Origin of the sequence: Winogradskyella vidalii (assembly GCF_013403955.1) — a bacterium.
Classification (GTDB): domain Bacteria; phylum Bacteroidota; class Bacteroidia; order Flavobacteriales; family Flavobacteriaceae; genus Winogradskyella; species Winogradskyella vidalii.
On the sequence record NZ_JABFDG010000001.1, the window covers coordinates 1,215,796 to 1,237,152 of the forward strand.

At 32.8% G+C, this 21,357-nt stretch carries 18 protein-coding genes; 10 read left to right on the forward strand and 8 right to left on the reverse strand.

Annotated features, from left to right (window positions below; genetic code table 11):
- Positions 1 to 63: 63 nt before the first annotated feature.
- Positions 64 to 1,218, reverse strand: a complete 1,155-nt coding sequence (locus HM982_RS05165) for a TlpA disulfide reductase family protein (protein ID WP_246296572.1) — start codon at positions 1,216 to 1,218, stop codon at positions 64 to 66.
- Positions 1,219 to 1,368: 150 nt separating this feature from the next.
- Here HM982_RS05165 and mnmE point away from each other — a divergent pair, with 150 nt between their 5' ends.
- The gene (gene mnmE, locus HM982_RS05175) at positions 1,369 to 2,775 is read left to right on the forward strand and encodes a tRNA uridine-5-carboxymethylaminomethyl(34) synthesis GTPase MnmE (RefSeq protein ID WP_179352041.1); all 1,407 of its coding nucleotides are present in this window, start codon (positions 1,369 to 1,371) and stop codon (positions 2,773 to 2,775) included.
- Positions 2,776 to 3,035: 260 nt separating this feature from the next.
- Here mnmE and HM982_RS05180 read toward each other — a convergent pair whose 3' ends face one another.
- Positions 3,036 to 5,129, reverse strand: a complete 2,094-nt coding sequence (locus HM982_RS05180) for an alanine/glycine:cation symporter family protein (RefSeq protein WP_179352042.1) — start codon at positions 5,127 to 5,129, stop codon at positions 3,036 to 3,038.
- A gap of 521 nt (positions 5,130 to 5,650) precedes the next feature.
- Positions 5,651 to 6,091, reverse strand: a complete 441-nt coding sequence (locus HM982_RS05185) for a hypothetical protein (RefSeq protein ID WP_179352043.1) — start codon at positions 6,089 to 6,091, stop codon at positions 5,651 to 5,653.
- A 668-nt stretch (positions 6,092 to 6,759) separates the two neighbouring features.
- Here HM982_RS05185 and HM982_RS05190 point away from each other — a divergent pair.
- The 4 genes from HM982_RS05190 (at position 6,760) to HM982_RS05205 (ending at position 8,749) form a co-directional block, all read left to right on the forward strand.
- The gene (locus HM982_RS05190; RefSeq protein WP_179352044.1) at positions 6,760 to 7,146 is read left to right on the forward strand and encodes a YetF domain-containing protein; all 387 of its coding nucleotides are present in this window, start codon (positions 6,760 to 6,762) and stop codon (positions 7,144 to 7,146) included.
- 7 nt (positions 7,147 to 7,153) lie between these two features.
- Entirely contained in the window at positions 7,154 to 7,411 is a 258-nt protein-coding gene (locus tag HM982_RS05195) for a SemiSWEET family sugar transporter (protein WP_179352045.1), read from the forward strand.
- A gap of 346 nt (positions 7,412 to 7,757) precedes the next feature.
- Entirely contained in the window at positions 7,758 to 8,309 is a 552-nt protein-coding gene (locus HM982_RS05200; protein ID WP_218849761.1) for a DUF421 domain-containing protein, read from the forward strand.
- 5 nt (positions 8,310 to 8,314) lie between these two features.
- On the forward strand, positions 8,315 to 8,749 hold the full coding sequence (locus HM982_RS05205; protein ID WP_179352046.1) for a hypothetical protein: 435 nt from the start codon (positions 8,315 to 8,317) through the stop codon (positions 8,747 to 8,749).
- A gap of 55 nt (positions 8,750 to 8,804) precedes the next feature.
- On the opposite strand, the gene HM982_RS05210 is transcribed toward HM982_RS05205, so the two are convergent.
- A complete protein-coding gene (locus tag HM982_RS05210) occupies positions 8,805 to 9,653 on the reverse strand; it encodes an SDR family oxidoreductase (RefSeq protein WP_179352047.1) in 849 nt (282 codons plus the stop codon).
- Positions 9,654 to 9,981: 328 nt separating this feature from the next.
- On the opposite strand from HM982_RS05210, the gene HM982_RS05215 reads away from it, so the two are divergent.
- Together HM982_RS05215 and HM982_RS05220 are read left to right on the forward strand one after the other, a co-directional pair.
- Positions 9,982 to 11,634, forward strand: a complete 1,653-nt coding sequence (locus HM982_RS05215) for a tetratricopeptide repeat protein (RefSeq protein WP_179352048.1) — start codon at positions 9,982 to 9,984, stop codon at positions 11,632 to 11,634.
- Positions 11,635 to 11,745: 111 nt separating this feature from the next.
- Positions 11,746 to 14,076, forward strand: a complete 2,331-nt coding sequence (locus HM982_RS05220; protein WP_179352049.1) for a VPS10 domain-containing protein — start codon at positions 11,746 to 11,748, stop codon at positions 14,074 to 14,076.
- Positions 14,077 to 14,297: 221 nt separating this feature from the next.
- Here the strand turns inward: HM982_RS05220 and HM982_RS05225 are convergent, their stop codons facing one another.
- Positions 14,298 to 15,626: a sodium:proton antiporter gene (locus tag HM982_RS05225; protein WP_179352050.1), complete on the reverse strand. Its 1,329-nt coding sequence runs from the start codon at positions 15,624 to 15,626 to the stop codon at positions 14,298 to 14,300.
- A 276-nt stretch (positions 15,627 to 15,902) separates the two neighbouring features.
- On the opposite strand from HM982_RS05225, the gene HM982_RS05230 reads away from it, so the two are divergent.
- Positions 15,903 to 16,592, forward strand: a complete 690-nt coding sequence (locus HM982_RS05230; RefSeq protein WP_179352051.1) for a hypothetical protein — start codon at positions 15,903 to 15,905, stop codon at positions 16,590 to 16,592.
- 17 nt (positions 16,593 to 16,609) lie between these two features.
- Positions 16,610 to 17,002, forward strand: a complete 393-nt coding sequence (gene tssD, locus HM982_RS05235) for a type VI secretion system tube protein TssD (protein WP_179352052.1) — start codon at positions 16,610 to 16,612, stop codon at positions 17,000 to 17,002.
- 144 nt (positions 17,003 to 17,146) lie between these two features.
- Here tssD and HM982_RS05240 read toward each other — a convergent pair whose 3' ends face one another.
- Positions 17,147 to 17,542, reverse strand: a complete 396-nt coding sequence (locus tag HM982_RS05240; RefSeq protein ID WP_179352053.1) for a hypothetical protein — start codon at positions 17,540 to 17,542, stop codon at positions 17,147 to 17,149.
- A gap of 152 nt (positions 17,543 to 17,694) precedes the next feature.
- Between HM982_RS05240 and HM982_RS05245 the strand changes: the two genes are divergently transcribed.
- On the forward strand, positions 17,695 to 18,687 hold the full coding sequence (locus tag HM982_RS05245) for a hypothetical protein (protein ID WP_179352054.1): 993 nt from the start codon (positions 17,695 to 17,697) through the stop codon (positions 18,685 to 18,687).
- Positions 18,688 to 18,738: 51 nt separating this feature from the next.
- Here HM982_RS05245 and HM982_RS05250 read toward each other — a convergent pair whose 3' ends face one another.
- Both HM982_RS05250 and HM982_RS05255 read right to left on the reverse strand, forming a co-directional pair.
- A complete protein-coding gene (locus HM982_RS05250) occupies positions 18,739 to 19,374 on the reverse strand; it encodes a response regulator transcription factor (protein WP_179352055.1) in 636 nt (211 codons plus the stop codon).
- A 5-nt stretch (positions 19,375 to 19,379) separates the two neighbouring features.
- On the reverse strand, positions 19,380 to 21,347 hold the full coding sequence (locus tag HM982_RS05255; protein ID WP_179352056.1) for a tetratricopeptide repeat-containing sensor histidine kinase: 1,968 nt from the start codon (positions 21,345 to 21,347) through the stop codon (positions 19,380 to 19,382).
- Between the last annotated feature and the right edge of the window lie 10 nt (positions 21,348 to 21,357).

Below are 21,357 nucleotides of genomic sequence, written 5' to 3' on the forward strand. Positions count from 1 at the left end.
AGCTGTTTAATTATTCTATTAGGAATCTTTTAAACAGGAAACGAATGTCGTGAATTAATAAAACTAGTTTTTTAATAGCTCCTCTATTTTACGCTCTAGTGCATTTCCTCTAAGGTTTTTTGCTGCTATTCTACCTTTCTTGTCAAGTATATAAGTCGCAGGAATTGCTGTGATGTTATAAAGTTTAGCAACAGGCTCATTAAAATGTTGTAAATTAGAAACATGTGTCCAAGCTAATTGGTCAGCTTCAATAGCATCTAACCATGTTTGTTTTGGGTCTTTTTGAGTACGAGAACCATCTAGAGAAACCCCAACGATTTCTAGACCTTGACTGTGAAATTTATTATAAATTCTTACGACATTGGGATTTTCTCTTCGGCAAGGACCACACCAAGCTGCCCAAAAATCTATGATTGTTACTTTTCCTTTTAAATCGTCTAGAGCTACCATTTTGCCATCAGGTGTAGGTGCTTCAAAATTAGGTGCTATTTGACCAATTTCAAGATTGGCATTATTTTGATATACTCTGTATAAACTTTCGATTTTTACCCTTGTACCCAGACCATCCTTAGAGGTTTTTACTCGAGAGGACAAGTTGTTATAAGCGTGCACAAATTTTTCAACATCTAATTTTGGATTGTTAAGTTCTTTTTTAATAAGATATAAGCTAAAAAAGGCATCTTCATTATCTTCAATAAAGTCAGTAGTATATTTTATTTTTTTGTTTTCTATTACTTTAATTACCTTAGAAAGAGAATCTTGTTTAATTCTATTTGCTCTCCTAATCGCTGTTCTCATATCAGCTTTTATAGGTGTCATTTCATTTTCAATTTTCTGTAACCCGCTATGATAGTTTTCATAATCTTCTTGGGATTGCGAACCTGTAATTTTAGAGTTGGTGATATTAGTCTTGTCAATAGCAATATTGATTTCGCTATTTTCTAACATTAATGGTAGTTTTCCAGCAGTGTTATCTAAACTAATCTTATAAAAAGAAGGTGATTCAACCTCACCTTCAAAAGTAAAACGTTCATTGACCACCATTTGTGTGTCAACATTTCTTTCTTGTCCGTTGCTATTAACGCTAATTAGATGAACTCTAATCCCATTATAAACATCTTTAGCGGTGCCGTTTATAATATAATCTGTACGTTCAGGGGTTTGCTTACAACCCAAAAATAAAAATGTGGTAACTAGTAAAAGTAAAAGGTTTTTCATAATGCTAATAGTATTCAGCGTGGTTTTATACTACACAAATATATAAACATTGCTTTAAAACCGTGTATATAAATTTGAATGATATAAGTTGCCTGTTTTAAATTTATAGAATCCCATAATTTACAATACTTTTGCAACAAAGAATTGAAGATGCACAACGATACCATTGTCGCTTTAGCAACACCATCAGGAAGTGGTGCCATTGCGGTTATACGATTATCTGGAAAAGAGGCGCTAACGATAGCATCAAAATGCTTTAAATCTGTTTCTAATAAAGATTTATTAAAGCAGGCGACGCATACCATTCATTTAGGACATATTGTAGAAGAGGACCGAACCATAGATGAGGTTTTAGTATCAGTTTTTAAAGACCCTAATTCTTATACAGGTGAAAATGTTGTAGAAATATCTTGCCATGGTTCGTCTTATATTCAACAAGAAATCATCCAATTATTTTTACGACACGGCTGTAGAATGGCAACAGCGGGAGAGTTTACCTTACGTGCATTTTTAAATGGCAAACTCGATTTAAGTCAGGCAGAAGCCGTAGCCGATTTAATTTCTAGTGATAACGAAGCCTCGCATCAAATAGCAATGCAGCAAATGCGTGGTGGTTTTTCTTCTGAAATAGCTAAGCTTCGTGAAGAACTTTTAAACTTTGCATCGTTAATTGAATTAGAACTCGACTTTGCAGAAGAAGATGTTGAGTTTGCTGATAGAACACAATTTAAGCAACTTATTGAACGTATCAATTTTGTGTTGAAACGTCTAATTGATTCTTTTGCGGTAGGAAATGTGATTAAAAACGGGATACCTGTCGCTATTGTCGGAGAACCGAATGTTGGAAAATCGACCTTACTTAATGCATTATTAAATGAAGACCGCGCCATAGTTTCCGAAATTGCAGGAACAACTAGAGACACCATTGAAGATGAAATTTCTATTGGCGGTGTTGGCTTCCGATTTATAGATACGGCAGGTATTCGTGAAACCGAGGATGTTGTTGAAAGTATAGGTATTAAGAAGACTTTTGAAAAGATAGAGCAAGCACAGGTGGTGATGTTTTTAGTTGGCAGTCCACAATTGGTTATTGGTAGTGAAGCTATAGAAGCCTTTAAAATTGAAATTGAAAAAATTAAAAATAAGTTTCCACAAAAACAGTTGTTGGTCATTTTGAATAAGATTGACCAAATAACAGATTCGGAACTTGGAAGCCTAATCTCAAACCTCAAATCTCACACCACAAACCTATTACCGATTTCAGCGAAAACAGGCTTTGGTGTTGAGCAATTAACCAATAGACTACTTAATTTAATAAATACTGGAGCCCTTAGGAATAACGAAACTATTGTAACAAATTCTCGTCATTATGATGCGTTATTAAAGGCATTTGAGGAAATTCAGAAAGTGCAATATGGATTAGAGTCTGATCTTTCAGGTGATTTATTAGCCATTGATATTCGTCAGGCCTTATATCACTTTGGTGAAATTACAGGTGAGATTACCAATGATGATTTGTTAGGGAATATATTTGCTAATTTTTGTATCGGGAAGTAACAAAAGAAAACATTCGCGAAAAATAATCAAATAGCTTCTATATAGATAGGGACTAGTGTTGGTTTAAACTCAAGTCATTTTCAAGTAGCAAAAATGAGTTTTGAAATAGAAAATGTTATAACCAACACTAATATTTCATACAAAATATTAATTCATATTGCCAAAAGTTATCCCGACTATAGCGTTGACTCTGTTTAATCAACTCTAAAAAACGGTATAATAACTTATAAATTGAACTCGCGAACAGTTAGGATTAAGATTTAATCTTTAGCCTTTATAAATTTCTTATTGATATATAGCTCTCCATTCTTAAGTTTCTTTAAGTAAGCATTCATATCTGCATATATCTCAGGAGCTAAAATATATAACCCTGCAATGTTGGGAAATGACATTGCTAAAATCATCATGTCGGCAAAGCTTAGTACAGCACCCAAACTTACAGAAGCACCTAACACCACAAACCCTAAATACATAAACTTATATAGTAGCTCACCTTTTTTACTACGTCCAAACAAGTAGGTCCATGAGCGCATTCCGTAGTATGACCAAGACACCATGGTAGAGAAGGCGAATAAAAATACTGCAATTGCTAGAACTGTAGGGAACCAAGAAATCACACTTCCAAAAGCTGAAGATGTAAGTTCTACACCTCCCATTTGTAAATTACCTTCGTGCTTACCGGTAAAGATTAAAACTAAAGCCGTCATGGTACACACCACCATGGTGTCAATAAAAGGTTCTACTATGGAGGTGAATCCATCGGCAATAGGATGATTTGTTTTCGCTGGACTATGCGCTATGGCAGCAGACCCAACACCTGCCTCACTAGAAAACGCAGCACGTTGTAAGCCTATAATTAATACGCCAATAAATCCACCTTTAAGCGCGTCGGCAGAAAAAGCACCATCAAAAATGGCAGAAAAAGCACCACCAATCCCTTCAATGTTTGTCCCGATAACCACCAAACACCCTAAAATATATAAGATAGCCATAAAGGGAACAACTTTTGCGGTCACCTTAGCAATACTTTTTATACCACCAATAATTACAACTCCCACAAGTATTGCAAAGCCAACTCCAAACCAGAACCCTTGGCCTTGAAGAAATGGTATTTGTTCTGAAACTATTTTAAAAGCTTGGTTAGATTGCAACATATTTCCACCACCAAAAGAGGCACCTATACCTAGGACAGCAAATAATACAGCAAGAAATCTTCCCAATTGTTTTTTATTTCGTTTTTCAAGGCCGTGTCGGAGATAGTTCATTGGGCCACCAAAAACGCGTCCATCGGCATCGATAACGCGATATTTAACCCCCATGGCGCATTCGGCAAACTTTAAAGACATTCCAAAAAAGCCAGCTGTAAACATCCAAAATGTTGCACCAGCTCCACCTAAAGAAATAGCTACAGCAACGCCTGCAATATTTCCTAAGCCAACTGTGGCAGATACTGCAGTAGCCATTGCTTGAAAATGGGTAATACTTCCTGGAGCGTTAGGGTCATTAAACTTTCCTCTTGCCAAATCAATAGAATGGCGGAAACCACGAATATTTATAAACTTCAAGCGAATTGTAAAAAAAATACTTCCAAATATCAGCCAAATAACAATAAATGGGATGGTGTTGGTTACCACATCACCATTAGGATGTAATAAAGGCTGCTCGTCCTTGAAATTAACGCTTCCAAGTTTAAGTTCTTGAGCAGTAGTTGCTCTTGAAGATGGTTTTATAAGCGTGCCTTCTGTAACTTTGTGATGTAGCTTTCCGTAGTATTTTGTCTTTAATATAGATTCTACGCCATCAATTTCAATACGTGCAATTTGTTGATTTGGTTCTACCTGTTCTCCATCTGCAACTAACCATTTTTTAAGGAGGTAGCGCTCGTGTTCAATAGTTGTGTTTGGAGGTAAAATGTTTTCGTGAGAAATATAAACCACAGGGTCATAGATTCCAACTGAAGCGAAGGGATCCCAGAATAAAATAGCACCTAGAAAATCAACTGCCGGTTGAACATTACTATTAAAAATTTCAATTATAGATTTTGCAGGAATTTTGAAAGATTTGGAAACGGAGTTGCCATCAGCGTCAGTTACCGTTACCGAATGTTTCATTCCTTCAATTAATCCTGTAGAGTATTCAGAAATTAAAGGCGTATTTTGATTGCTCCATTTATAAAGATATGGAGGTGAACCTCCTTCAGCTTTTACCTTAGCCGTTGCATTATTGATTTCGGAAGAAGGATTGTCTAATTTGAGACTGATTGTTAATTCTGTAGAGGTATTTGTATTATTTTGAGCTTTAGAGCCCGTTATTAGAAAGAATGAAAGAAAAATAAAAAATAGCGGTCTTACCATCAATTTTATAGCTTTGATTAACGTTAGAATGTAGGGTTTTTGCAATTTAACGATAAAGAGAAGTCTACCCAAGTTATTATAAATTTTTTCTTCAAAAATTCATGGGTTATCATAGCTTTATAATGGCTTTAATTTGTTGGTTATAAGGTGTTTTGGTGGTTTTTGCATGAATTTGTCAATATTATGCTAAATGATTCTCCAAAGCGAGTAATTAACCTATAAATCTTATTTAAATTTATAACAGTTGGTTCTCGTAATATTTTTAGCTATTAACACCTGGTTAAAAAACTGGTTGTCAATCTCTTTATGTTATTTGTTGGAGGCGTAGTTTTTCAACTTTCCTGTTGAAAATGAATTGGCTGAGATGTTGTATAAAATAAATTCGGTTTGTTATTAAGGTATAAACCTATTGACAAACCGAATTTTAAAGTACTTCTATTTCGTTCTTAAAAGTGTAACTACTAAATTGAATTAATCCTATATCTAGATTGTAAAAAAGGATGTAAACTGTTAGTCTTAGTCTATAAGGTGATTGTTTTGAAACCTAATTCTTGCAGCCCAAAAATATAAGCAAAACCATCTGGAGTCGTTTTAATTGAGTGGTGATAATCTGATTTATTAACTTCAAAGTGATTCATAGCAAATTCACAAACGACTATTCTAATTCCCATTTTTTCACTAAGTTCAATAAGGGGAATTAAACTTTCATCAGTAGCTAAATCTTTGGTTACAGCACTGATGAGTACAATTTCGAATTCAATTTCAGGGTTTTTAGCTTTTAGGTTTTTTCCACTATTTACAGCAGCTTGAAAATAACGTGCATTAGGAGCAAGTATCGCATATTTGCCTTCTTGTTTTATAGATTTTTCTACATCAGAAACACTCATAGACTGCGCATTAATTGAGGTGTATGCTGTTGATGCTACTAGTAAGAAAATGAGGCTATAAAATTGTTTTTTCATGATTTGTTTTTGAATTAATTATATACTGTAAAACAACAGTACTTAACAAAGATAAACGTATAAGTAAAACGGATTGTAACTTATGTTACAACGAGACAATAACTTCTCTGTTATATAAACAGTCACGCTTATTTAAATGTTTTAGTATTAAAATCTTTTTAAAGAGAGTTTTATAATACGAGGTGGTGAAACCATAGGTGAGATTACCAAGGATGATTTGTAAAGCATCTATTTGCTGATTTTTGTATCGGTAAGTAAGCAGAGATTACTTCATATTATAATTTATTTATCAATTCAGTCATAAGTATAGGTTTTATAACTGACGATTTAACCTTGCTATAAGCTGTATTTAACTATGGCATAACCACGCTATAACCTATTGGAATATATTTAGTAATCTTTTGGTATTGAGCTACTTAGTTTAAATAAGCGATTGTGGCAAAACATGGAGGTAATATTCCACTTATAGGCTGTTTTATTATATGGTTAAGATTTATTGTTTAAGTTTCTCTGTAGGAGATATTTTGAAACGTATTATTTTTTTTACTCTCATTATAAATTTAATTGTAATAAAATTTTTACAATTAGTTATTGAGATAAAATTTTACGCAATAGGGATCTTTAAAAATCTGATATTTAAATACATTGCTTTCATAAAACACTTATTTATGGAAAATTTGATACACCCTTTGCTTGAAATTTTGCCCAAAGTATTACTTAGCGTTACCGCTTTATTTGTAGTCACCATTGTTGTTTCTAGAATTTCAGGTTTAAGAACGTTAGCAAAATTTTCTACACCCAATTTTATATCGATATTTAATCTGTGGGCGTCAAAACAACCCATGTTACTTATGGATAATGGAAAGTTTATAGTTGACCATTTGAGAAAAACTAAAGTAGAGGCTAAAGGTGTTTATGAGAAATTAAGAGAAGCAAAGATGAAAGGTGAAGGTGAAGTTGTATCTGTGGTATTAGAAAGCACAGGAGATATTTTAGTTATACATAAACCCAAAAGTGTCGGTTTGTCTAAAGATAGCGTAGCTATACGAAAGTAAACGTACTATGACACACATTGAAATTATAGGCATACTTGCAGGACTTTTTACTACCGTTGCTGTAATTCCTCAAATTGTAAAAGCTATAAAAACAAAAGGTGTAAATGACATAAGCCCTGTGTTTTTTACAATACTAATACTAGGTGTGGGGTTATGGACTGTATATGGCATTTTAAAAACGGACTGGCCAATAATTATAACTAACGGTATCTCATTTATACTCAATACCATTATGTTAGTTATTTATAAACAAAGAAAAAAATAGAAATAGCCTTATAATTTTAATTAAAAAAATGATATGAGTACCACCACAATTGGGTACTTCTTTATACTTAAAAGAGGATAACAGTTGAGTATTGCTGATTTGATGAATGTAATCTCAGGCAATTTATTTTTTATGGAAAGTGACTATTATACAAAACTGTTATCTGAGGACACATTTGATGCTGAAGAAACTATTTTTTTTTAGTTAATCGTAATTATCAGTGGTTTTGAAGTTGTCATAAAATAGATTGAATTGCCGTGTTTACTACACGTACAGTTACATATAGAAATGAAGGAATTTTTTAATATAGGTTATGAGATTTTATCGGAATTATAGTTCGAAAAGTATGGCGTTAATCGGTCAGATTACAGATGGAATTGAAAAGTGGTTTGAATCTTCATTACAAGCTATAGTAGCGATTGCGGTTTCTACATTGGTCATTTATATCGCAGTAATTGTATATACACGTATTTTTGGAAAACGCAGTTTATCTAAAATGTCTAGTTTCGATTTTGCTATGACTGTAGCTGTGGGGTCGCTTATTGCAACTACAGCATTGTCTCCTTCTGTTTCATTAATAGATGGTTTGGTAGGGCTACTAATGATTTACTTCTGCCAATTTAGCGTTGCTTATTTCAGGGGATGGAAACCCTTTAGAGACGCGATTGACAATAGTCCATTATTACTAATGGACGGAAGTGAAATTCTTAAAAATAATTTAAGAAAAGCCCAGCTTACGGAAGGTGATTTAAGGTCTAAATTAAGAGAGGCTAATGTTTTAGATTTAACGGATGTACGAGCTGTTGTGTTTGAAACCACGGGAAATATTGTTGTATTACACTCCAATAACCCCGAGAAGCAATTAAAAGATTGGTTATTAAAAGATGTTAAACATTAGTGCTTATGATTAATTTAGTAATTCAGATTATTGTGGCTGGTATTGTGGCAACTTTAGTAATGACAGCTTTTAGTTATTTGCTGTCTGCAGTCACTAATTATAAATTAAAAGAACCCCAGTTTATCAATTTGTTGCTTTCTAAAAGTAGATTATTTTCTTTAGATATTGAGAAGACGCATTTGTTAGGGTGGATGTTACACTTTATGGTTGGGATTAGTTTTGTAGTTTGTTATCATCTACTTAGAACTCTTAATGTTTTGAATGATAGCCTTGTACATGCATTGTTATTTGGTCTTACAGCCGGATTAATTGGTGTTGCTTTTTGGTGGATTACATTGCGTTTACATTCTAATCCGCCAAAGCTGAATAGATCATTTTATTTGTTTCAGCTGATTCCTGCTCATATTATTTTTGGTGTAATGGTCGGTTTTTTAATGTGAGAAATTTTCGCTTTGCGTATGTATTAATTTTTTTATCGGCTGCTTTTAGTTAGGGTTATGCCCCAACAACTTCGCCTCCGTTGATGTGTATAAATTGCCCGGTAATATAGCTGGCGTCTTTTGATGCTAAGAATACATAAGCGGGCGCCACTTCGCTAGGTTGACCAGCACGCCCTAGAGGTTGGTCTTTTCCAAAATTGCTAATATCATTAAATGTAGCAGGTATTAAAGGTGTCCAAATAGGACCTGGTGCAACGCCATTTACACGAATATTTTTCTCTGCTAATTGTTTTGAAAGTGATCTAGTGAAACTTACGATAGCTCCTTTTGTACTTGCATAATCCACTAGATGGTTACTACCTCTGTATGCTGTTACTGAGCTTGTATTTATAATTGTATCACCATCTTTGAGGTGTGCTAAGGTAATTTTTGTTAGGTAAAAGTAAGCGTAGATATTAGTTTTAAAAGTTTTATCAAAATCTTTCATCGAAATATCTGAAATATCATCTTTTGGAAAATGAATAGCCGCATTATTTATTAATATATTTAACTGACCATATTCGTTAATACAAGTTTTAAGAACTCTCTCGCATTGTTCGGTTTTTTGTAAATCAGCTTTGATTAATAGGCATTTTTGTCCTTCTTTTTCAACTTGTAGCCTTGTTTCTTTTGCATCACTATCTGCTGAAAGGTATACTATGGCAACATGTGCTCCCTCTCTTGCAAAGTGAACGGCAATACTTCTGCCAATTCCGCTGTCTCCACCTGTTATTAAAGCAATTTTATTTTTTAATTTATCACTTCCTTTATAGTCTTTTCTTATGACTTCTGGAAGCGGATTCATTTTGCTCTGCTTGCCAGGTAAATTTTGACTTTGCTCAGGGAATTCTTCTGGTTTACTCATTTTATTTTTATTGAATTTTTAATAAGCTATAGACTTCATTAAGTAGCCATAAAACGCTATTTAATTATTGTTTTAAGCTCATTGATTCTATACGATTATTAATTAGTTGGATGATAATACTTTATGATAGTAGGCTTATTTACCAAGGTAAAATTAAGTAAGATTAATGCGTGACTGTATTGATTAATTTTTTACTCTAATCAATCTAAGATGTGAAAAATAGGAATTGAATAGCTTGACATTTAAGACCGGCATAGCTTGTTTGTTTTTGCTCACGGAAGTATTCTTCAAATTTTAGTTACATTTAGCAAAAAAAGGCTAAGATTTAATGCAGAAAAAACGACCTGTATATATAACATTTATTGTATTGTTGTTGACGATAAATGGTTTCTCACAAACTAATACACTTAAAGCTTTAGATGATCAGAAAGCTCTAGATAATCAGATTGATAAGGGTATTGAGTTGATGTTTCAAAAAGCGCATTCTCAGTCTATTGAAATGTTATTAAATACCGAAGCAATAGCTAAAAAAAAGGAATGGTATGAACAAGTTTTTAGATCCACACTAAATATTGGGTCTAATTATTATTTGCTTTCAGACTATGGAGAAGCGGTTTTGTATTATTTACAAGCTTATGAGATTGCAATAGAACATTTAGGTTCTCGTCAAGAGATGACAGTACTTAATAATATTGGGATACTTTATTTTCAAGAAAAAGAACTTGAACAAGCCAAAACACACTTTTTAAAAGCTTATCAAAAAGCCAAAACTATAGATGAAGAGGTTAAGATGGGTTACTATGCTGTTAACCTTGCTTTAGTATCTAATAAAATGATGGCGCCAGATTCAGCACAACATTATATTGAAGAAGCTTTACCCTTATTAAAAGAGCATCCTAAGGTTTTAATGCAAGGAAAGATGGCTCAGTCTGAAATGTTTTTACTCAAAAAACAATACGACAAATCAGAAGCCATAGCCCTTAATTTATTAGAGAAGCTTCAAGATATTTCACAAATTGAAGACCGCGTATTTATTCTATTAGTTTTGGCACAAATTAATGAAGATCAAAACTATTTAGATAAGGCACTTAATTATGGTATTGAAGCTCGAAATACGCAACTAGGAATTGAGAACCGTACAGAAGTGTATGATTACTTGTCTAACTTATATGGTAAAATGGGGCTTTTAGACAAGGCATTAATCTATAAAGATTCCGTTATTATTGCTTCAGATTCACTGACCACTATTAGAAATAGAAAATTGTTTGAAACAGAAAAAGTAAAGTTTCAAATTCAAAATTATAAGCATGAGCTTTCTGAGAGTAAAGCCGTTTTAAAGGAAGAACGTCGATTTTTTTATAGCATTATTAGTATTACAGTCTTAAGTATGGGGTTTGTATTGTGGATTTTTAGAAGTAATTCTATAAAGCATAAACAGCGAAAAACAATTGTAGAATTAGAATTAGCTAAGGAGAAAAGTGATTACTTGCTTATTGAAAAACAATTAGAGGAGCAAGAAACTTTAGCACTATTAGAACAAGAGCGTCTTAAAAATGAATTGGAGGTAAGGAATAGAAAGCTCACAGCAAAAGCGTTGTATTTGTCTAGCAAGAATGATTTAATAGAAGAGGTGATAAAGTCCCTATCTCAGCAAACCGAAATTGCTGAAAACCCTGAATTAAGAAAACAATTAAGAGCATTAAAAGTACATCTTAAATCAGATAACCAATGGGATAGTTTTTTTACCCATTTTGAAGAGGTTAATCAAGGGTTTTTAGACCGACTTAGAGCGCAACATGAAAAACTTACTCCTAGTGATATTCGTTTTATCACTTATTTGTACATGAATTTATCAAATAAAGAAATTGCCTCACTATTAAACATTACACCACAGTCCTGCAGGAAGCGTAAGGAGCGTATTTCTAGTAAGTTAAATATCCCTGAGGGTACTTCACTTCATTCTTATTTAGCCATGATTTAATAGCTGTGTCACGCTAAAAGAATTGTAATGTCACGGAATGTCACGCTTAAAATTGGCGTCTAATGACCACTTGTATCTATATTTATCACCCTAACTAAAAAATAAGATATAATGAAAAAACTAATTACTTTACTATTCTCTATCTTTTGCATTTTTACTTCAAATAAAGCAATTGCTCAAATTGAATTAGAAGCAGCACCAGCTTATGGACAACTATTTGACGTCACTTATAGTGAAACTCAAGAAGATGTTATTTATGCATTAACACTCACAAACCATGTTGTAATATCTACAGATGCAGGTGTCAGTTGGGACATACTATATTCAGATGCTATGGATACTTATGCTAGACTAACAACTCTAAGAATAATTAATGACGGGACAACTTTAAGCTTTAATGTTAGGGCAGAAGGAACCGATTATAATAAAATTGTTTTATTTGATATAGATACTGAGACTGTTACGCAGACGTTTTTTCCACCTAATTCTGATGAGTTGGATATTTTAATAGAGTCTTACGATGTTTCAAGCTCTAATAATGATGTGGCACTAATGCATACAACATTTTCTTTGCTTGGAGCTTACACCCATGAGGTTTTTTATACCTCTAATGGTGGGACGGATTGGACTTCTATTTATTTCAGTGACGATAATGATAATGTTGCTATAAATAATGTCCGTATTTCTCCTGATGATAACGATAAACTATTCTTAATGCGCGGTGGTTCTACAACGAGAGAGTTGGGAGGATTATTTATTTCTTTAGATGCAGGGCAAACATGGGAAAATAAAATACCAGGAAATACCTATAGTCCTATAGCTTTTAATCCTGATAATTCAGATGATATATTATTAGGAACTAGTTATGGTTATGACACTCATGTAGAAAATTTATACCGTTCTTTAGACGGTGGTGATACTTGGGCTGTAGTACCAATTACTTGGACTTCAATGTCTACAGATCATATTAATACAATTAAATTTAATCCTAATGATTCTGATGAAATAATAGTGTTAGAAGAAAATGAAATTGTTCTTTCTTCAGATAATGGAGCAACATGGGAAAACCACGTTTACACCGAGATAGATCCTGAGGCTTATTACTATGGTTTGAATGCGTCTTATAATCCATTTACAGCTGATGAAATTATTATTACCACTAATTTTTATCCGTTTTTATCTACAGATGGAGGACTAACACTTACAAAGATTGAAAACCCATTTGTAAATTCAACAGGAACAGTTGCGGCATATACTTCAGAAGACGAAAACCATATTTACTACGGCTTACGCTCTGGTTTTATACATAGAGATTTACAGACGGATATAGAAGAAGAGGTTTATTTACAATCTTTAACTCAAGGTTTTGGATCTGCAGTAAAAGTCTTTGCTGACCCTATAGTTAGTGGTCGTATTTTTACGAGTAATAGAGCCCTGAATACATCTTATATTAATGTGAGTTCAGACCATGGTGCAACGTCACAAGTTGTTGCAAGTTCTATGTTTTTCTTAATTTTAGAAGATGTTTCTACTTCTGTTGCGAATCCAAATATTAGTTGGATGTCTACAGGTTTAGAGGTGCATAAAGTAGACGTAACAGATATGGCTAATATTATAGATATTAGTGTTGATGTACCAGAATTAGGCGAAGTAATTTCAGCAGTGCAAGTAGATAGTGATAATGCATCAACGGTTTTTATATCTCAAGGAACTAACTTTTATAAATCAACTGATGATGGTGCAACTTGGACTTTGAGTAATACAGGCTTAGAAGATTTAGAAGTTGGAGATCATTTGATATTAGATATAGAACAAAACCCTTTAGATTCAAATCAATTTATTTTATCGACCACCGACGGTATATATTTATCTGAAAACAAAGGTGATTCTTGGAGTTCTATTTCTTCAGAATTTACTGAAAATGTAGCCTTTTCTACAATTAATGAAAATACAATTGTTGGGGTAACACACTATTCTGGTGGATATAACTTTCCATTACCAGTAGCCAAAGCAAAAATTATTATTAGTACTGATTTAGGTGAGACCTGGAGTGAAATATCTCCTGAAATGTTGAATTATCCTTTTACAGAAACATCAGCATTTACTTTCAGTGATGAGGGGGTAAGTGTTTATTTGGGTGTTCAGGATTTAGGTTTAGTGACATATGATATTGATTTAATGACGTTGTCTGTAACTAGTCCAGAAATATTGAGCAATAACCCTATTAGTTTGTACCCTAATCCAACTACAACTAATTTTTCAATTCGTAGTAATTCTACTGTAACGGCTGTAGCAATTTACAACATGGCGGGCCAAGAAGTAAAAAAAGTTAATAATCCTAACAGTAATATAGATGTAAGTGATTTAGTAACAGGAGTCTATTTAGTGAAATTAAAAACTTCTAAAGGAACAGTTACTAAACGTTTACTTAAATCTAATTAATCCTATAAATTTCCCCTAGAGTTTATATAGCCCTAGTTCTTATTAAAGTAGGAACTAAAAATGATTAGGAACCCGTTTTTTTAATGTTAAATAACATTAAGAATGTAGGGTTCCTTTTTATTTAGAGTTCAAGAGTATAAATTGACGTTGCATTATCAAAAGAAAGTTAATTAAACTTATAAGTTACTTATTGATGAAGGTGGCTGCTTAATTACTTCAGTTTACATAAAAATAAGCTGCGTCAGTATATAAATTGGTAATAAGATGACTAGTGAAAATTTAATCATATAGCCAAAAAAGCTAGGCATTTTGATTTTATGATCTTCAGCTATGGACTTAACCATGAAATTAGGACCGTTACCGATATAAGTTAGTGCACCAAAGAAAACAGCACTTGTGGCAATTGCACTTAATATATTTTCTGCAACATTAGCAACTAATGGAATTCCATCTGCATACGGAATATTTGCTGCTACACTATGAAAAGCAACTGCAGTTGGTGTATTATCTAAAAAGGCACTGAGAAAACCAGTCGCATAATAGTAATGCCATGGGTCTGTGAGTCCCATACTTGGTGCATGTTGTCTAAGATAAATTAATGTGGGTGTCATGGTAATAAATATACCAATGAATACAACTGCAACCTCTGCAATTGGGCCCCAAGAAAATTTATTGCTTTCACGTATTTTTTGCGAGGTTGTAAAATAGGCGGCTGTGGTTAATAGAATAAGAACAATTTCTCGTAAGTGTACTAGCCAAAAAGGGGCATTTTCACTTGCCATTTCAGGAATTGTATCGTGGTTGATAAGTGCAACAGAGAACACTACCCCTAATAAAAAGATGAAATTTATAGCGCCTGTGATGCGTATCGGTTTTATTTCGCGCGCATCGGCAATTAGGTTTTTGGGTAACTCTTTTTTATAATAATATCTATCAATAAAATAATAAGCTGTAAGAAGTAATGTACCTACAAAAGCCCATTCGGGAATTAAACTAAAAAACCATGTAAAACTGGCACCTCTTAAATACAACATCAGTAGAGGAGGGTCTCCTAGTGGTGTTAAAAGACCACCACAATTGGCAACAGCTGCGATAAAAAATAAAATGGTGTGTACGCTAAATTGGCGTTGTTTGTTAATAGAAATCACAGGTCTAATTAATAACATTGCTGCACCAGTTGTTCCCATAAAAGAGGCTAGAAGGTAACCAATACCTAAAAATAGGGTGTTAATTTTTGGTTTCGCTTTTATATCTCCGCTGAGGTGTATACCGCCAGTAATCACAAACAAAGAGGTTAATAAAACAATGAAAGGGACGTAGTCACTAACCACTTGGTGCTTTAGGTGTTCAGTAAGGTCCATATATACTAAATAGCCTATAGTAGGTACACTTAGAACTATAGACACTAATAATTTATTACGATTGTTCTCCCACCATTCCTCAGCAATGAGAGGTCCGATGGCGATAGCTAATAAAATTAAAAAAAATGGAATTGAAGGCCAAAGAGGGATTTGTTGAGCTAATTCATGACTACTATTTATTAACAACATATGGTATATTTATTAGACGAGTTAATCTACTACTAATTTAAAAAAAGTTAAACCATTAAGCACGTTGTATTGTTTAATTTTTTTGTTAATTAATTGTAAAATATGTAGTCTTGCGGTCTTTTTTTTGATGTTTTTAAAAGATGAGTAAGGATAAACAAAAGCGTTTAGATTTTCTTGCTTTTTTAGTGGTTTAAATGAGATTATAATATCACTGAAAACGGTTAGAAATATTTAATGTTATTAGCTCAACTTTGTATGAACTTAAAAAATAAATTTATGGATTTTAAAACAATTCTACAGTTTCCAGTATTAGATACTGTCGAGATATTAAAAATATTACAAGAGATTGCAGATATAGAAAGACAAGAAGAACGTCCAGAAATGCCGCAAGTTACCATTAGTATCTTTAACGATAGTGCTTCTGGTTTTTTTGTGAATTATGATTCAGAAAAAAATATAATTTTATTGTGTGATATGTACGATCGTAAGGCACAGTTTCAATATATAGCTTCGAGTTCTATTTCATCAATTTCTATACGTAATGTAAATAAGTACGGGTATTTATTATCGGACGGAAAAATTCCGTTTACACCAGACGAAAGTGAAATACCGACTTTACTTCAACTTAAAAAAGACATCAAAGCTTTAGAATTAGAAATTAATGAAGCTATTGGGAAAGATATCACCATTAAATATAACTACGACGGTACTCCTGAAGATTTAGATAAATTTTACGCTTTAAAAGTATTAGGTTTATTAGAAGAAACGCTTTCTAAAATAGCAACAGATAAACTAGCTAAAGAAGCGTTTACAGCATCTATATCAGAAATAGAATTTACGTTAGGTACAGAAAATAAAGCGACCTTAGAAAATGGAATCATTTCTATTATTTTAGATACCTCAAAAGGGTTGAAAAGCTTACCTAAAGCAGTTAAATTACAAGAACACATAGAAAAAAACTTATAAACTAAAATTTAAAAATTATGCAAGATCCTAATATAGTAAGCCAAATAGAATTAATAATTAGAAAAGATAGCAACACAGAAAAAAAAATCATTTTAAGTCAGTGCGATTATAGTTTCAATAATGATTATTATTCAGATGAAAAAAAGCCAATGGATGTAAATTTTTCTGGAACTACAAAAATGGTTAATGATCCTCTATTTATAGAATGGATTTCTAATCAAGAAGGAGAATGGTCGGGTAGTGCTAAAGTGTATCATAGAAATCAGGAAGATGCGTCTATAGTATTAGAGTTTAATAATGCTACAGTAGTTAGTTTTAGTCAATCATTTTCTGAATATAATGCGCATAGCGATGCCTATTTTAGTATGATTCTAAAAGGAGTGTCATTTAATAATGTAAAGCTACAGTAATCAAAATAGTCTTCCATTAAAAAGCCTTTAAGACTGTGTTCTTAAAGGCTTTTTAATGTTATAGAATTAGATTATAAACTACAGTATAACAAAAGAGGAGCACCTTGTTTTAGATGCTCCTCTTAGTTATAGGTATTTGTAATATTATAAATTGTTTTCTAAATACTCGCGAATTGTTAAGTCTATAAAATAACCGCTATGGTGACCTCCCCAACAGGCTGTTAATGAAAATACGCCATCTTCTAATTTTAATTCTTTCTTGTCTTCAGCACCTTCATTTGGTATGCAATAGATTTCAATAGCGTTTACACTTTCTGCCACAGCTTCTTTGCCCATATCGTCTTTACAAACTAATTTTAGTCCATCTGTAAGACGTTGTAAGCATACGCTTGGTACAAACTTAATAAAGTCCATTTCAAAGGTATCCCAGTTGATGTTTATCGGTATTTCTTTGCCAACAAGCTCATTAATTTCTTTTTGGTAATCGCCTAAATATTGGTCTTCTATTGATTTTGCGGCTCTCTTTTCTTGTAGTCCCATGATTTATGATTTTAGTATTTATTAATAGTTCAAAGGTATTTGATGGTACCACTTAAAAAACACCGTCTTTACGGGAATGTATAAATTCACGGAATTCCGTGAGCACCTACGATGAGTATTATTCTACATTTATTATTATAAATAAGAAGCTTATGAAAATTACAATAGTATCTATCGTTTGTCTCGTTATTGTAGCACTAATTGTTAGTGGCTGTGCTAATTATATCGGAATTTCTAAGAAGAATGCTGCAAAGAATTTGCGCGCTTATTTACAACGCGAATATGATGGTAAACTAACATTTAGGGATTTAAATCGATTTTTTAATACAGCAACAATGAACCCTAATATATTTAGTGTGCTTATTTACGATAAGAACATCCCTGAAATTGAATTTTACACACACATTAATGTAAAAACGCTATTAGAAGATGATATGTTGCCCATGTATGCAACAGCTGATGCTATAACTTTTGATAATCTTTATCAAGAAGCCTTACAGAATTATAAAATTAGACAAGCTGTTATTACTGATTTTAAAAATGAAATTCCAGAAATAATTTTTTCTCATGATACCATTATATTAAATTTTGATACTGATTTAAGTCCAGAGAAATTAACCAAGACAATTACCCGATTTATAGGTCGATTAAACCAATCATTTAAAGCTTTAGAAGGCGCATATAATATGAGTTTGCATATTAAAACTCCTGAATATCCTGAGGGTTTTCTAAAAATTCCTTTAGCTATAGAAACACAAAAGTATAACTCAGAACCATATTTGCTATCTGAAGCTATGGTTGGTTTTGAGGCTTTAAAAACAAAGATTGAAGCAAATATACAAGCTAAAATAGATACCGACTATCCTCATTTTAAAATCAGCAAGAATAGGAAAATAATAATGGATAAATCTACTTTGTATAAAGGCGCTTGGTTACAGTATCTTGATGATACAAGGGTGAAAAACAGTAATGATGGAAAATGGATTAATCCGCAAAAAGGCCTTTATGTGGTGTATTTCGATTTACAATCTTTATTTATTTACCGAGGTGAAATGTTAACCGAAGAAAATGATAAACTATCTTCTACCGAAGAATCACAACTAATTTTAAAAACCATAGAAGAGGAAGGTCTAAGTGTAAGATAGAAATATAAATGATAAAGAAAAGGCTTTCCTGTTAGAAGGAAAGCCTTTTTATTAATCAAACAAACCAGATTCTATAGCGTATTTTACTGCGCCTGTTGTGGTTTTAGATCCTGTTTTTAAAAGAATATTTTTACGGTGGGTTTCAACGGTATTTACAGAGATAAATAGCTTTTCAGAAATTTCTTTAGAGGTTAACTCTTCTGCTAAAAGCTCTAATACTTGCTTCTCTCTTGGAGAAAGCTCTATGTTTTTATATTTTTTACGTTCAAACACACTTTCCATATAGCGTTGTTTTATGAGTTCAGAAAAATACTGTTCATTATTTAAAACAGTACGCACCGCTTTTTGTAACTCTTCTTTGCTCGTAAATTTAGGTACAAATCCATCGGCTCCTTTCTGAATAACTTTATGTACAGTTCTATGGTTATCGAGCATACTAAGCATAATTATTTTCACCTTACTATGCTTCTTTTTTATCTCTGTAAGTAATTCAATACCATCCATTTTGGGCATACTGATGTCACTTATTATTAAACCAATATCAAACTGATTTAATAAGCGAACCACCTGTTTGCCTTCTGTTGCTAAGTGTACTTCTCCAATTTCTTCCATATCGACTAATATGGTATTAATGCCTTCTAAAAACATTAAATGGTCGTCTGCTATAATGATGTTAATCTTTTTCAAAATATTTAATTTATAGGTATATTTATGGTAATTGATGTTCCGTTAGCAGTACTGCTATCAATGTCTATATCACCATTGACTTTATGTAAGCGTTCTTTTATATTACGAAGTCCTATACCTTGTTTTTTGTTCTTTTTAAAGCCTTTGCCATTATCATTTATAACAATATTTAAATGGTCCTCGTGTTTGGTGAGCTGCACATCGGCTTTTGTAGCCTCCGCATGTTTTAAAATATTGTTTATTAATTCTTGTACTATCCTATAAGCATCTGCTAGAAGTGATTCGGGTAATTGATCGATGTCTTCTTCAGGAAAAAAGAAGGTTTGAATTTCAATGGTTGATTTTGTTGTTATTTGATCAATAAAGTCATTTAAGAAACTGGTGAATCCTATTTTAGAAAATGAAAGCGGATGTAACTGGTGCGAAAGGCTACGGATATCTACACAGGCATTACTGATGGCTTTTGCAATTCTGTTTGATTGCGATTGATCTTCATTATTTTCAATAAAATGTTCAAAAGCTATTTTTATTCCTGCTAAATCACTTCCTATACCATCATGTATTTCGCGTGCTAATCGTGAGCGTTCTTCATCTTGACCTTCTTGGTAGCGCTCAATTACAGATAGTTTGTGATCTTTCATCATTTCACTAATCTTATGCTTGGCATTTTCTTCTTGTTGTAGTCGCAATTCTTTTTGAACCCTTAAACGTTTAATATAAGAAAGTCTCAATATTATTAGCGTGATTAAAACCAGTGCAAACCCAGCAATAAGTGCGTTTCTAATTAACTTTTGTCGCTTTACGGTGAGTTCTACCTTTTGTAATTCGGCATCACTTAACTTTTGTTCTTTTTCTAAAAGCTTTATTCTGGTTTCCTTTAATTCGGTTTCGTAACGTTCTTGAATATTAGCGACATATTTTTCTTTGTCTAAAGAGTTTTGTTCTTCACCTGTAACGACCCCTTTTTGGTAGAATTTTAAGGCGTTTTCATAATCGCCTTCTGCTTCATAGAGCTGTGCTAAATTTTTATAAATATCCGAATTGTAAATTGTTAAAGATTGGTTTTCGCCAAGTGTTAAGGCGCGTTGAAAAGCAGAAATAGCTTCTTTTCTATGTCCTAATTTACTTTCGCATAAACCTAAATCATTCAAAACAATAGCCATGTCAGAGTGGAACTTAAGGGCTTCTAAAAGTGCTAATGTTTTTCGTAAAGCAACTACAGCTTCCTCGCAACGTTCTTCGAGCACTAACATTTGAGCAAGGTTAATATTAACATAAGCTATGACGGCTTTGTTACCTTCTTGTTTTCTATAGTCTAAAACGGTTTTATAATGTTTTCGGGCTTGGTCATATTTCCCTTCTTCTTTTAAGATATTAGCAAAATTAAATAAGGTTGTTAATACACCGTCGTCATCACCAATTTCTCTGTAAAGATTAGCCGCACGATCTAAATTTTCTGCGGATTTTTTGTAGTCTTTTTGAAGTAAATATAAGGTCGCTATATTTTGATAGGCATTTGCTTCTTGTACTTTACTTTCTGTTTTCTTTGCATAATGTAAGCACTGCATAAAGCTATCCATGGCTTCTGGATATTGCCCCAAATTTTTGTAGCCTGTTGCTAAAATATTATAGCAAGCAGCTAAGCCTTTTTCAACTTTAATTGCTTTAAGTAGGTTGATGGCTTCATTTATGTATTTAAGGGTGTTTTTATATTCCCCTGTAATATTACCTAGATTAGCTAAAGCGTACAAAGCTCTGGCTTCCTGAAGTTCCATTTTTAACTTTTTGCTTTCTTTTAGCCATTGTAAAGCTGCTTTCTTAGCTACCTGAGGATTTTTATATACATTTTTAGCATATTCAACAGAAAGTGAATCTAGTAATGGGGTGTTCTGTGAGGTTTGTGCTGCAGTTAAATTAATGACAGCACAAAAAATGGCTAAAAGTAGTAGGTTATGTTTTGGGTAGGTTTTCATTTCGAAAGCA